The following is a 13,673-nucleotide window of genomic DNA, read 5'->3' on the forward strand; positions in this document are numbered from 1 at the left end:
CCGACAAGAGGGCGGGCGCTTTAGGGTGGTGGGCTGTGTTTTATCTCGTGGGGACGACCGGGTTTCCCAATTATGGGGACGAGCTCATAGCGGCCATGTGGCTGCGGTACCTGGCGGAGCGGGCTCCGGAGGAGGACGTCTGGCTGGACTGCCCCAGCCCCGGTCCGGCCCAGGTTCTGCTGGGCGGGCTGCATCCTCGGGTGCGGTTCACCGACACCTTCTGGCGGTTGTGCTGGGAGGCGCCGGGGGACGAGCCGTGGGAGGTCGTCCGGTGGGTGCGGCAGGCGATGCACAACCCGTCGATGGCCTGCCGGTGGGCGGCCGGGATCCAGTTGGCCGCCGAGGCGCGGGTGGTCCACGTCATCGGCGGCGGATACGTCAACCGGGTCTGGCCGAAGCACTACGGGCTGCTGGCCGCGGCGGTGGGCGCGGTGGAGAGGTCCGGCGGGCGCGCGGTGATGACCGGGCAGGGGCTGTGGCCCGTGGCCGACCACGCGGCGGTCCTGGTGCGGGAGCTGGCCTCTCGGTTCGAGATCGTGGACGTGCGGGACGAGCCGTCCGCGCGCCTGGTCGGGACGGGAAGGTCCGAGACCGGGGACGACATGTTCTTCGGGCTCGGCTCGCACCTGTACCGGCGGCCGGGGGAGCCGTTGCGCGAGGTCATGCTCTGCCTGCAGTCGGACCTGCTGGAGATGCCCCGCGCCGCGTTGGCGTCCTTCGTGCTGGAGACCGTGCGCGCGTGGGGCGTGACGGGCGGCCAGGTCGGCGTCGTCGAGGGAATCCCGGGAGTGGACCGGTCGGTCTTCGAACTGATCGAGGCGGACCTGCCCGACGTGCGGTTCTACCCGTTCGCGGGGGTGTGGCAGCACGGCCTTCCGGCCGGTCCGGGACAGGTCTGGATCTCCACCCGGTTCCATTTCCATCTGCTCGCGGCGGCGGCGGGCGCGGCCGGGGTCGCGGTATCGGTCAACGCCGACTACTACTCGGCCAAGCACCGCTCGCTGGTGGATCGCGGCAGCGGCTGGACGCCGGCCGACTTCCCGCGGGTTCCGGAGCGGCCGGGCCGGGGCGGGTTCGACGCGTCGGTGCTGCGCTCCCTCCGGGAGGCCAAGGCCGCGATCGCGGCGAAGGTCTACTCCTAGTCGGCGGCGTCAGGCGATTCCGGCTTCGGCCAGCCAGCGCCACAGTTCGTCCTGGGGGACGACCGTCACGCCGAGCTTCTCGGCCTTGGCGGTCTTCGACGCGCCGACGTTGTCGCCGGTCAGCAGGTAGTCGGTGTTGGACGAGACCGACGAGGCGGTCGTGGCCGCGGCCCGCTCGACCAGGCGGGTGACGTCCGGACGGCTGATCTTGGCGCCCGAGCGCGGGTCGGTGAACGCGCCGGTGATGACCACCGACCTCCCCTTGAGCGGCGAGTCGCCCGCGGCGGCCGCGTCGACGGGGCGGTCCTCGTCGAGGACGTCGAGGTTCACGCCGCGTTCGCGCAGCGCCGCGATCTCCTCCCGGACCTCGGGGCGGGCGAAGAAGGCCACGATGCTCACGGCGGCCTTCGGCCCGATGTCGCGGATCGCGACCAGGTCGTCGGCGGTCGCGGCGGCGACGTCCTCAATGCGCTCGTATCCGGCCAGGCAGAGCCGCTTCGCCGTGCCCTCGGACGCCATCGGGATCGCCAGCCCGATCAGCGCCCGGCGCAGCCCGAGCCCCTTGGACGACGCGATCGAGTCGACCATGTTCTTCGCGCTGACCTCGCCCATCCGCTCGTAGCCGAGCAACTGCTCGGCCGTCAGGTCGTAGAAGTCGCTGCGGCGGCGGAGCACGCCGTCCTCGGCGAGCTTCTCGATCCAGACGTCGCCGACGCCCTCCATGTCGGCGGCCTGCCGCGAGGCCCAGTGCATCAGCCTGCGCGTCGCCTGGGCGGGGCACTGGAGGTTCAGGCACCAGCGCTCCTCGCCGGTGCCGCGGACCTCCAGCTCGGAGCCGCACGACGGGCAGTGGGTCGGCGGGACGATCTCGACCTCGGTCCCGTCGCGCCGCTCGGGCAGCGAGCGTCCGGCGAAGGGGATCACGTCGCCGCGCCGCACGACCGCGACCGTGTCGCCGATCCGCAGGTCGCGCTCGCGGATCAGGCGCGGGTTGTGCAGGGTGACGTTCTCCACGGTCACGCCGCCGACGAACACCGGCGCGACCTTGGCCCGCGGCGGGACGCGGCCGATCTTGCCGACCGGCCACTCGACCGACAGCAGCGTCGTCAGCTTCTCCTCCGGCGGGTACTTGAACGCGATCGCCCCGCGCGGCTCGGCGCTGTTGAAGCCCGCCGCGTCGAACGCGGCCGGTTCGTGCAGCCGGACGACCGCGCCGTCGATGTCGTAGTCCAGCCCGTCGCGGCGGCCGCCGATCTCGTGGATGGCGTCGAGCACCGCGTCGCCGGTCGCGCACACGTACTGGGCGACCGGCTCGAAACCGGCCGGGACGTCGATCGCGACGCCGTCGCGGTCGGCGCCGAACGCGAAGAACCGCAGCACCCGCTTGGCGGCGGCGGCCGCCTCGGGGTCCTTCAGCACCAGCGTCCCGGCGGCGCCCGACCGGGGGTTGGTCAGCGTCCGCTCCGGGTGGGCCTCGTTGTAGGCGGCCCACACCGAACGCAGCATCACGGCCTCGCCGCGGACCTCGACGCGTCCGGGCTCCTCGATCCCGGTCGGCAGGCCGGGGATCACGTGCCGGACCTTCTCGGTCACCAGCTCGCCGACCGCGCCGGTGCCGCGCGTGGCGACGTAGTCGAGCCGCCCGCCGGTGTAGACGACGCTGAGCGACAGCCCGTCGAGCTTCTCCGAGACGCGGAAGACCTGCCCGCCGAACCGGTCGCAGAAAGCGCGGATCTGCTCCTCGCTCGTCGCCTTCCCCAGCGACAGCATCGGGCGCGCGTGCCGCACGGTCGGGCCGGTCAGCTCGGCGGGCGCGTTGACCCTGCCGAGCGGGCTGTCGGACGGCTCAAGCTCCGGATGCTCCGCGACGAGGGCCGCCAGCTCGTCCTTCAACGCGTCGTAGTCGGCGTCGGGCAGGGGGCTGTCGCCCGCGCCGTAGTACAGGTCGTTCAGCCGCTTGACCTCGGCGGTCAGCTCCGCGATGCGCTTTCCAACGTCCACGCCTCGATTAAACGCGACGCCACCGACAGTGTCCGCCCCCGCTCAGCCGTCACCCGGCGTCGCTCACCGTCACTCGGTGTCGAGCCCGAACATGGCCCGGCAGGGGTCGAGCCCCTCGATGGTGACGGGGACGGTCCGGTGGCGCTCCCAGGCGGCGCGGGTCAGGAGCATGCGGTGGTCGATGGTCAGCGCGCCCCGGACGGCGTGGCGGTCGACGCCGTTGAGCTCGTAGCCGAGCTTGCGCGACACCCCGTGGGACGCCTCGTTGTGCGCGAACGCGCTGGACTCGGCCTCGTCCGCGCCCAGCCCGGTGAAGGCGAGCTCCAGCACGGCGGCCCGCATCTCGGTGCCGATGCCCTGCCCCTGGTGGCGGCGGCCCAGCCAGGACCCGGTGCCCACCCGGCGGGTGATCGCCAGGTCGCGGGCCCGCACGCCCTGCATTCCGACGACGGCGCCCTGGTGGAAGACGGCCAGGTCGAGGTACCAGTCCTGGGGCGTCCACGCGCCGAGCGTCGCCCAGTGGTGCTGGACGACGCCCCGCGCGACCTCGGCGGCCGGACGGTCGGTCCACGGGACGAGGAACGGCATCGTCTCCGGATCGTGGACGCCCTCCAGCGCCACCTCGGCCAGCGCGCCGAGCTCCTCCGGCGACGGCAGCCGCAGTTCGAGCCGGGGCGTCCGCAGCCGCAGCCCGACCAGCGGGAAGTGATCGACGAGCATCTCCCCATACTGGCGATCCCGCGACCGGAGCACATCCGATTTTCCGGCGGTCCGATCAGGGCGCGGACCACATCAGGCCGGGTCGGACCATTCGGCGGTCACCTGGAAATGCGCCTCGGACGTCGTCTTGGCGATCATCAAGTCGGCCTGACCGGACACCTTGATGCCGAAAGTGATTTCCACTCTGCCGGGCGGGTCCTCGACGGCGCGCAGCCTGCGGGCGATGCTTTCCACCGCCGGGGTGATTCCGTCGAGCGCGTCCTGCAGCGTCGCGCCCGCCTGCTCCACGACCCGGCTCGCGCGGCCGACCTGCCTGATCTCCTCGCGTTCCGCCGGGCCGACTTCGACGACCAGGCGGCCGCCGTCTTCCAAGGGGATCTCCAGAGGGGTCACATGGCGCAGCGTACGCCATTCGGAGCATTTATCGTGGCCCGTGTGCAGACGACCGTGCCGAAGCGCTCCGTCGCGAGAATCCTCGACGCGGACGGGACGCCGGTGGGCGCCGGATTCCCGGTCAATGACCGGTTCCTGATCACCGCCGCCCATGTCGTGAACGGCGCCGCCGGGCTCGCGTTCGAGTCGCGGAGCAGACCCGAGGGCCGTTTCGGGGTCGAGTTCCTCGGACACGATCCGCTGCGGGCGGAGGTCGCCGTCTGGAATCCGCGGTTGGACGTCGCGGTCTTGGAACTCGTCCAGCCCGCGCCGCCCGAAACGCGGGTGGCGCCGCTGGTCGACAAGGCCGCCTTCGACGAGCGCGTGGCGATGCTCGGCTTCCCCGACGGGAAGGACCGGGGAGTCTGGAGCGTCGGGGTGCTGCGCGGCCCGCAGGCGGACGGCTGGCTCCAGGTCGACGTCGAGGACGGCAGCCAGTTCGCCATCGAGGGCGGGTTCTCCGGCACCCCGGTCTGGCACATCGGGCGCGGCGACGTGGTGGGCATGGTGGTCGCCGCCTGGACCGGGTCGCGCGTGCGCAGCGGGTACGTCGTGCCCACCGCGACGCTGCTGGAGGCGTGGCCGGAGCTGCGCGAGGCCGTCCGTCCGCCGTCGCCGTTCCGGGGGCTGCTGCCGTTCGACGCCGAGCACGCCGCCTCGTTCTTCGGCCGGGCCGACGAGGTCGAGCGCATCACGAGGCTCGTCGCCGAGCGGCCGGTGGTGGCGGTCACCGGGCCGTCCGGCGTCGGGAAGTCGTCCATCGTCCAGGCGGGGGTCGCGCCGAAGCTGCGCGCGGACGGCGGCACGGCGGTCGTCGTGTTCCGGCCGGGCCAGGGCCGGACGCCGCTGCACGCGCTCGCGCAGGCGCTCCTGCCCGGACGGGACCGTCCGGCCGAACGGCTCGACCGGGTCGACGCGACGGCCGCCCACCTGGAACGCGGCGGCATGCCGGAGTTCCTGCCGACCGTGCTGGCCCACCTGGACGCGAAGCGCCTGGTCCTCGCCGTCGACCAGTTCGAGGAGGTGCTGACCGCGCCCGAGGAGGAGCGCGCCGCCTTCGCCAAGGCCCTGGCCTACGCCGACCGGCCCGGGTCGCCGCTCGCGCTGCTGCTGACGCTGCGCGCCGACTACCTCGCGCCGGTCCTGCACGACCCGCACCTCGCCGCGTTCGTCGCCGGGGACCGGACGATCACCGTGGGCGAGCTGTCCTCGGCGGGCCTGCGCGCCGCGATCACCGAGCCGATCCGGCGGACGCCGCTCGTCGAGTACGAGCCCGGCCTCGTCGACACCCTGCTGCGCGACCTCGGGGTGGGGCCGGGGCGCCTCCCCCTGCTCCAGTTCACCCTGGCGCAACTGTGGGACCTCCAGTCCGGGGGCCTGCTCACCCACGACGCCTACGCGGTGATCGGCGGGGTGAGCAAGGGGCTCGACCGGTTCGCCGAACGCCTGTGGGGGGAGCTGACCCCGGACGAGCAGCGGGCCGCCGAACGCCTCCTCATCCAGCTGATCAGGCCCGACCCCGACCGGCAGGAGATCACCCGGCGGACCGCGCCGCGCGACCAGCTCGCCCCCGCGCAGTGGCGCGTCGCGCAGCGGCTGGCGGTGTCGCGGCTGGTCGTCCTGCCCGCGGACGGGCAGAGCGCGGAACTCGTCCACGAGGCGCTGGTGACGCACTGGCGGCGGCTCGGCGAGATCGGCGGCCGGGCGCGCGAGTTCCGGCTCTGGCAGGAGGCGCTGCGCCAGCGCGTCGCGCTGTGGCGGCGGCACGGGCGGCCCCCGTCGCGGCTGCTCTCCCGCGCTGACCTCACCGACGCGCTGCGGCAGGCGCGGCGGCACCCCGACGACATCGGCCCGGACGAGCACGCCTACATCAGGGCGAGCGTCCGGCGGCGCCGGACGGTCCGGCGGCGGCTCGCCGGGGCGATGGCGGTGGTGACCGGCGCCGCTCTCATCATCTGGATTCCGGTCAGCCGGGGCCTGACCGACAACGCCGCGCAGACCCTGCTCGAACGCGCCAGGCAGCAGCGGGGCTCCGATCCGTACGGGGCCGCGCACCTCACGCTCCGCGCCTACCGGACGCGCGCCAACGACGACACCCGCAGGGCCGTTCACCGCCTTTACAGCGGCACCGTCCAGCTCACCCAGATAATCCCCGACACCTCGACCGGCTGGGTCAACCTCAAGGGCCAGGGCCAGACCGGGGGAGACCTCTCCGGAAAGGTCAGCACCGACGGGCGGACGCTGGTCACCCGTTCCCCCGACAACAAGGCCGTCGCCTGGCACATCGCGAACGGGCGCGCGACCCCGGCGCGCCTGCCCGACGAGGGCGGCACCATCGCGGGCGAGGTCGCGGTCAGCGCGGACGGCCGCTACGCCGCCGCGACCTACCTCGCCTCGATCAAGGACTCCGGTTCGGGCCGGTGCGTGGTCAAGGCCGACATGGAGGCGTTCACGACCGAGAGGTTCTGCCTGGTCGTCACCGATCTGGCGCGCGGCGGGACGAAGATGGCCGTCCTCCTCCCGAAGGGCGGCGAGGCCACGCAGCTCTCCCTGGACCAGACGGGACGGACGCTCGCGGCGGCCGTCACGTCCAAGGACCGGCTGACGCTGCGGCGCTGGAACGTCCGCGAGAAGAAGGAGCTGCCGTCCGCCCCGCTGCCGGTCACGCCCCGCGACGTGGTCTCGCTGTTCCGCCTCACCCCGGCCGGGCTCGCCGTCAACTTCCTGGAGTTCCCGGACGGCGCGGGCGGCGGCGACCAGCGGGCGCTCGGGAACAGGCTGGTCCTCCTCTCGCCGGACGACCCGCCCCGCACGCGCGTCCTCGAAGACGCCCTGACCAGCGCGAAGCTGGCCACCAGCGCGGACGGGCGGCGGCTCGCGGCGGTCGTGGAGGTCGGCAAGGTGACGCTGTTCGACCTCTGGGACATGACCACCGGCCGCATGATCACCCGGCTCCGGGACGTGGGCCTCGCGGAGGCGGTCGGCGCGCTCGCGTTCGACCCGACCGGGACCGTCCTGCACGACACGTGGTGGAGGCTCATCCCGCCGACCGGCTCGTCCCTCAAGGAGACCGACGAGTTCCTCAGGGAGACGAGCGTCCTGCCCGTCACCCGCTGGTCGCTCGCCGACGGGCGGCGGCTCGCCCCGCTCAGCGTCCCGACCGCGTGGCAGACGCTCCTCCCGCTCGGCGGCGGCGGGTACGCGCTGATCGACGGCGACCAGATCGGCCTGCTGCTGCCCACGCCGGGGAACCCCGCGTCGGCGCGGCTCGCGGCGATGACGCGGCAGACCAAGGACCTCGTCGCCGCGGGGTCCGAGGCCGACGCCGGGCGGGAGGTGGCGCGCCTGTGCCGCCTCTACGGGAACATGCCCGAGTCGACCGCCCTCAAGAAGCTCGTCCCGGCCGGAGCCCACAAGGGAAAGGTCTGCTGACGGTCACCGTTCCCCGCGCGTCATAGGCAGTCCTTCACGGCGAGGTGGTAGACCGTCTTGCCGGTGCCCTCGATGCCCATGAAGTTCGTCTTGGACGGATCGGAGCCGCCCTTCTCCAGCCGCACTTCCTGATTGATGTTGAAGTTGCGGTCCCCGCCGCAGGGCCTGAAGAGGAGCTCGATCAGGTGGTACTGGTGTTCCCAAGCGCCCGAGTACGGGCCGTTGAACGTCTTGGTCTGGACATTGTTAGCCGGCATGCCCTGGAAGTAGTGGGTCTCCTTCATGGTGCCGGTGGCGCCGGGCTCCAGGTGTGCGGCGCCGCTGTAATCCACCTGCCTGACGGCGAAGGTCTTTCCTTCGGGCACGTGGGATTTCAGACTGATCTGGCAGTTCTTCCTGGAAGCGGTCTGGGGCGAGTCGCCGCCGCCCTCGGCGCGCATGGCGCTGGACCGCACGGTGAGGAGGAAGTCGTCGCGGCCGTCGTCCCTGGTGAGGGCGACGCTCACCGTCCCGGCCGGGCAACCGCCGCCGGTGAGGGTCGCCACCTCGAAAGCGAGGTCGTCCGGCGCCGGACCCGCCGCCGCGGCGGCGGTCGCGGTCAGGGCGGGCAGGACGAGGGCGGCGCCGAGAGCGGCCGCGAGCGCCTTGCTGTGCTTCATTGAAACGGGCCTTCCAATCCGGGAATTCGTCGTCACATTGAGGTCGGGCAGCGTTTCCAGGCGAAGTGGTAGACGGTCTTGCCGTCCGTCTCGATGAAATTCGTCTTGGCCGGGTCGGAGTCGCCCATGTCGACCCGCAACTCGGCGCCGAAATTCTGGTTGCGCTGCTCGCCGCAGGGGCTGAAGACGGGCTCGGACTCGCTGATCTCGAAACGCCAGGGGCCGGAGTACGGGCCGCGGAGCGTCCTGGTCGCCGGCTTGGGCGGCGTCGTCCCCTGGAGGTAGGCGCTCGAACTCAGGGTGGCCGAGGCCCCGGGCTCCAGGTGCGCGTCGCCGCTGTAGTCGGTCTGCCGCACCGCGTACGTGTATCCCTGGGGAACGTGGACCTTCAGGTTGACCTGGCACGGTTTCCGGGAGTCCGCCGGGGCCGAGGCGCCGCCCGCCTCGGCCCGCGCGGGCTCCGTCGTGATCGAGACGCGGAAGTCGTCGCCGTCGTTGAAGACGGCGACGGCCGCGGTCCCGCGCGGGCAGCCGGAGCCGTTGACGGTCGCTATCTCGACGGTGGCGCCGCCGGGCGGCGGATCCGCGGCCGCCGGGGGCGCGGACGCGAGGGCGGGCAGGGCGGGCAGGGCGAGGGCGGCGGCGCGAAGCGCCGCGAGCGCCGTGTGGTTCATCGGCGGGAGCCTTTCGGGCGGGGAGCTTGCCGTAACATTAATTTTGCAGTTAAGAATGTGTCAATATCGATTGGTCGAGCTTCTTTTTCAACATTCAACTTCGCCGCGCGAGCCGGGGCGTAATTCCGTTGTCGTGGTGAGAACGGTCGGTCACACTGGGTCCGTGAGCGCGTCGGGAGGCCCCATGGACGAAGAACGGCCGTTGCCGGGCGGCAGGCATGTCGGCGGTGTGCGGATCGGTGACACGGTGCACCGTCCGGCCAATCCCTGGACGCCCGCCGTGCACGCCGTCCTGCGCTACTTGGAGGCCGCCGGATTCGCGGGCGCGCCCCGGGTGCTTGGATTCGACGAGCGGGGGCGCGAAGTCCTGACGTTCCTGCACGGAGACACCATCGGGGAACGGCATCCCTGGCCCGCGTGGCCCCATTCCGACCGGGCATTGCGGCAGGCCGCGGAATGGATGCGCCGATTGCACGACACCACGGCCGGTTTCGTCCCGCCGGACGGCGCGGTCTGGCTCGCCGGGCAGTCGTGGCGGCCCGGACTGGTCATCGGCCACCACGACGCGTCGCCCTACAACGCGGTCTGGGACGAGGAAAGCGGCCTGGTCGGATTCGTCGACTGGGACACCGCCGGGCCGTCCTCCCGCGAATTCGACCTGGCCCACCTGGCGCTGACCTGGGTGCCGCTGCAGGCCCGGCACGTCGCGGCCTTTCAGGGGTTCACCGAGTTCGAGGACCGGTCGCGGCGCCTGCACCTCCTGCTGGACGCCTACGGCTACGACGGCGACCGCGCCGCCTTCGCGGGCGCCGTCACCGGGCGGGCCCGCCGCCAGGCCGCCGTCATCCGCCGCATGGCCGCGGCCGGGCAGCCGAACCTGCTGCCGTTCGCCGCCGACCTCGACAAGGCCGCCGCCGAGATCGACACGCTTCCCGCCGAATTCTGGCGCGGCTGAAAGGCGGCCTCAGGTCCGTCCCGTGTTCCGCTCGTGAAACTCGTGAGAGGCGAGCGCCGCGCGGACGCGGTCGCGCAGCCACAGGTGCGGCCGGTCGTTGTCGTGGCGCTGGTGCCACGCCATGATGATCGGGACGGGCGGCAGCGCGAACGGCAGCGGCCGGGTGCGGAGCCCGAGCCTGGCGAGCAGCGGGCGGCACATGCGCTCGGGCACCGCGACGACCAGCTCGCTCTCCGCGACCAGGTACAGCGCGGCCGTGCTCGTCGGCACCGACGCGACGACGCGGCGGCGCAGACCGAGCGCGTCGAGGGACACGTCGACCGGGTCCCGGAGCCGTCCGCGCCGCGACACGATGACGTGGTCGGCCGCGGCGAGCCGCGCCGCGGTCAGCCCTCCCTCGGCGCACGGGTGGCCGGGACGGGCCGCCGCGACGAGCCGGTCGTGCCCGATCGTCACGTGGTTGATCTCCGGCGCGTCCGGCTCGGTGGAGCCGATCTCCAGGTCGACGCGGCCGTGCCGCAGCTCACCGGTGTCGCCGCCCGCCTCGGCGAGGAGCCGGATCGCGACGCCGGGCGCCTCGGCCCGGACGGTCGCGAGCAGCGCGGGTGCGATCGCCGTCGTGAGCGCCTCGTGGCCCCGCACCGAGAACGCCCGGTCGAGGCCGGCCAGGTCGAGGCCGTGGCCGGGGCGCAGGACCCCGCGCGCCCGCTGGACGAGCTCGTGCACCTCCCCGCGGACCTCCAGCGCGTACGGCGTCGGGATCATCGAGCGCCCGGCCCGCACGAGGATCTGGTCGCCGGTAACGCGCCGGATCCGGCCGAGCGTCCGGCTGACGGCCGGGGCGGACAGGTTCAGCCGCTCGGCCGCGCCCGCGACGCTGTTCTCCTCCAGCAGCGCGTCCAGCGCGACCAGCAGGTTCAGGTCCAAGTGCACGTGAGTAAAAGTAGCCCTAGCAAAGATGCACTGACCTTAATCATCACTCACTCCTAGCGTTGGAGACAGGCCGCCCATCCCCAAGAGGAGTCACGATGTCCTTGCAGTTGGACGCGGAAAGGAACACGTCGTGACGGAGATCGCGGTATTCGGCTCCGGCGCCAGGTGAGCCCGGTGTCGGAGGAACCGCACTGGCTGTCCGCCGTCGAAGCCGTCCGGCGGCTCCGCGCGGGCGAGTTGAAACTCCCCGAGTACGTCGAGGCGCTGATCGAGCGCACCGCGCGGCTCGCGCGGCTGAACACCTATGTCTCGCACGATCCGGACCTCGTTCGGCGGTCGCTGGAAACGCGCCGCGCCGGGCCGCTCCACGGCCTGCCGTTCGCGCTCAAGGACGTCATCGACACGGCGGACCTTCCGACGACGGCCGCCACACCGGCCCTGCGCGGATGGCGGCCGGGACGGGACGCGCCGGTCGCGCGGCGGCTCCTCGACGCGGGCGGCACGCTGATGGGAAAGCAGGCGCCGGGCGAGCTGTCGCTCGGGATGACGGGGAACAGCCCGGCGTTCGGCACCGTCCGCAACCCCTACGCCGAGGACCGCATCCCGGGCGGGAGCAGCGGCGGCACCGCCGCGGGCGTCGCCGCGGGGCTGGTCCCGGCCGCGCTCGGCGGCGACACGGGCGGGTCCTGCCGCGTCCCGGCCGCGCTGTGCGGGTGCGTCGGCTTCCGGCCGACCCACGGACGCTACGACGGGCGGGGGGTCGTGCCGCTCTCGTCCACCCGCGACACGGCCGGGCCGCTCGCCCGGTCGGTGGCCGACGTCCGCCTCATCGACGGGATCTGCGCGCCGACCGGCGCCGATCCCGGCACCGCCGAGCTGGCCGGGCTGCGGCTCGGGGTCCCGCGCGGCCACTTCTACGACGACCTCGACCCGGACGTCGCCGCCGTGACCGAGAGCGCGCTGTCCGCGCTCGCCGCCCGGGGCGCCGTGCTCGTCGAGCGCGACGTCCCCGACGTGGCGCCGCTCAACGACCTGGTCGGCTCCACCGTGGTGCTCTACGAGGCCGGACGTGAATTGTCCGCCTATCTATATCGGCACGACGCGCCGGTGACGCTGCGGGAACTGGTCCGCCGGATCGCCATTCCGCAGGTTCGGGAAGCGCTCGAATCCGTCCTGGAGGATTTGGTGCCGCCCGCCGCGTACCGGAAGGCGCTCGTCGTGCATCGTCCGGCGCTTCAGGCGGCCTACGCGGGCTATTTCGCGGGTCACGACGTCAGCGCGATCGTCGTGCCGACGACGCCGCTGACCGCGCGCCCGCACCGGCCCGCCGGGGAGGACCGCACCGTCGACCTGAACGGCGCCGAAGTCGATACGTTCCTCACCTACGTCCGCAATACGGACCCGCCGAGCAACGCGGGGCTTCCCTGCCTGTCGGTCCCGTCCGGGCTGTCGCGCGACGGCCTGCCGGTCGGGCTGGAGCTCGTCGGGCCCGCCGCGTCCGACGCCCGGCTGCTCGCCATCGGCGAGGCCGTCGAGCGGGCGCTGCCGCCGCTGCCCCGTCCGCCCCTCTGAGGGGGGCGAGCCGCACGCCTCAACGCGAGCCGTCGGCGGCGCCCGCGGTGGCGGGACGCTCGGACGTGCGCGTGCACGGGTGCTGGCACGCGTGGTTGACGCCCGGCAGCGGGTGGGCCTCGACGGGCGCGGCCGTCCGCACCGTGGCGAGCGCGATGAGCCCGCCGAGGACGGCGACCCCGGCGGCGATGTACATGGCGCGGGGGAAGCCGGGCCCGAGGGGCTGCCCCGCCCCCGCGTCGAGCCCGGCGGCGAGCGGCAGGACCGCGACCGCGAGCAGCCCGGCCATCCGGGAGATCGCGTTGTTGACGCCGGAGGCGACCCCGACGTGCCGCTCGGCCACGGACGCGAGCACCGTCGTGGTCAGCGGCGCCACCGTGATCGACAGCCCGATCCCGAACACCACCACCGCCGGGAGCACCGCCGCGGGGTAGCCCGCGCCGGGCACGATGCGCGCCATCAGCGCGAGCCCCGCCCCGGCCACCAGCGGACCGGCCGTCATCGGGAGCCGGGGGCCGGTCCGCTGCGCCAGCGCGCCCATCCGCGGGGACGCCAGCAGCATGATCACGGTGGTCGGCAGGGTCGCGAGCCCGGCCTCCAGCGCCGAGTAGCCGAGGCTCTGCTGGAGTTGCAGCGCGAGCAGGAACAGCGCCCCGCCCATCGCCGCGTACACCGCGAGGGTGGTGAGGTTGGCGCCGGTGAACTGCCGGGAGCGGAACAGCCCCGGCGGCAGCAGCGGCGCCGCCACCCGCGCCTCGACCAGCGGGAACGCCACCAGCGCCGCGATCCCGAGGACGGCCGCGCCGACCGTCGCCGGACGCCAGCCGCGGCTCGGCCCCTCGATCAGCGCGTAGATCACCCCGGCCAGGCCGAGCGTCACGAGGGCCGCGCCGACGGCGTCGAACCGGCCGCGCTCGCGGCTGGTCGGGTCGCGGCTCTCGGCGAGGTGCCGCGTCATGGCGAGGGCGACGCCCGCGAGCGGCACGTTGATGAAGAACACCCAGCGCCAGGAGACGGCGTCCACCAGCCAGCCCCCGATGAACGGTCCGAGCGCCGAGGTCACCCCGGACATGCCCGCCCAGAGGCCGACCGCGCGGCCGCGGTCCTCCTCGCGGATCCCGGCGTCGATCAGCGCCAGGCTCCCCGGCACCAG

Annotated in this window: 11 protein-coding genes; 4 read left to right on the top strand and 7 right to left on the bottom strand. The window is 73.4% G+C overall.

Annotated elements, in window-relative coordinates:
* Positions 1-47: 47 nt before the first annotated feature.
* Positions 48-1,142, top strand: coding sequence for a polysaccharide pyruvyl transferase family protein (locus ACH01S_RS21105; RefSeq protein WP_255220305.1), 1,095 nt, complete (start codon positions 48-50; stop codon positions 1,140-1,142).
* 9 nt (positions 1,143-1,151) lie between these two features.
* Here the strand turns inward: ACH01S_RS21105 and ligA are convergent, their stop codons facing one another.
* From ligA to ACH01S_RS44525, 3 genes are all read right to left on the bottom strand, one after another.
* A complete protein-coding gene (ligA, locus tag ACH01S_RS21110) occupies positions 1,152-3,143 on the bottom strand; it encodes an NAD-dependent DNA ligase LigA (RefSeq protein WP_067893822.1) in 1,992 nt (663 codons plus the stop codon).
* A gap of 69 nt (positions 3,144-3,212) precedes the next feature.
* Positions 3,213-3,863: a GNAT family N-acetyltransferase gene (locus ACH01S_RS21115; RefSeq protein ID WP_067893824.1), complete on the bottom strand. Its 651-nt coding sequence runs from the start codon at positions 3,861-3,863 to the stop codon at positions 3,213-3,215.
* Between the two features lie 72 nt (positions 3,864-3,935).
* Positions 3,936-4,256: a CU044_2847 family protein gene (locus ACH01S_RS44525; protein WP_067893826.1), complete on the bottom strand. Its 321-nt coding sequence runs from the start codon at positions 4,254-4,256 to the stop codon at positions 3,936-3,938.
* 42 nt (positions 4,257-4,298) lie between these two features.
* Between ACH01S_RS44525 and ACH01S_RS21125 the strand changes: the two genes are divergently transcribed.
* On the top strand, positions 4,299-7,727 hold the full coding sequence (locus ACH01S_RS21125) for a serine protease (protein WP_067893828.1): 3,429 nt from the start codon (positions 4,299-4,301) through the stop codon (positions 7,725-7,727).
* Between the two features lie 20 nt (positions 7,728-7,747).
* On the opposite strand, the gene ACH01S_RS21130 is transcribed toward ACH01S_RS21125, so the two are convergent.
* Both ACH01S_RS21130 and ACH01S_RS21135 read right to left on the bottom strand, forming a co-directional pair.
* Complete coding sequence (locus ACH01S_RS21130) at positions 7,748-8,386, bottom strand: DUF4360 domain-containing protein (protein WP_067893831.1); 639 nt, start codon at positions 8,384-8,386, stop codon at positions 7,748-7,750.
* A 32-nt stretch (positions 8,387-8,418) separates the two neighbouring features.
* Positions 8,419-9,060 (bottom strand): DUF4360 domain-containing protein, encoded by a 642-nt coding sequence (locus ACH01S_RS21135; RefSeq protein ID WP_067893832.1) that lies wholly within the window; start codon positions 9,058-9,060, stop codon positions 8,419-8,421.
* A 184-nt stretch (positions 9,061-9,244) separates the two neighbouring features.
* Here ACH01S_RS21135 and ACH01S_RS21140 point away from each other — a divergent pair, with 184 nt between their 5' ends.
* Complete coding sequence (locus ACH01S_RS21140) at positions 9,245-10,015, top strand: phosphotransferase (RefSeq protein WP_067893834.1); 771 nt, start codon at positions 9,245-9,247, stop codon at positions 10,013-10,015.
* Positions 10,016-10,024: 9 nt separating this feature from the next.
* On the opposite strand, the gene ACH01S_RS21145 is transcribed toward ACH01S_RS21140, so the two are convergent.
* Positions 10,025-10,948 carry a LysR family transcriptional regulator gene (locus tag ACH01S_RS21145; protein WP_067893837.1) on the bottom strand — a complete coding sequence of 308 codons (924 nt, stop codon included), beginning with the start codon at positions 10,946-10,948 and terminating at the stop codon, positions 10,025-10,027.
* 174 nt (positions 10,949-11,122) lie between these two features.
* Between ACH01S_RS21145 and ACH01S_RS21150 the strand changes: the two genes are divergently transcribed.
* Complete coding sequence (locus ACH01S_RS21150; protein ID WP_169809321.1) at positions 11,123-12,520, top strand: amidase family protein; 1,398 nt, start codon at positions 11,123-11,125, stop codon at positions 12,518-12,520.
* 19 nt (positions 12,521-12,539) lie between these two features.
* On the opposite strand, the gene ACH01S_RS21155 is transcribed toward ACH01S_RS21150, so the two are convergent.
* The coding region (locus tag ACH01S_RS21155) for an MFS transporter (RefSeq protein ID WP_083980948.1) at positions 12,540-13,673 on the bottom strand (1,134 nt) is incomplete at its 5' end.

Source organism: Actinomadura chibensis NBRC 106107 (assembly GCF_001552135.1).
GTDB lineage: Bacteria > Actinomycetota > Actinomycetes > Streptosporangiales > Streptosporangiaceae > Spirillospora > Spirillospora chibensis.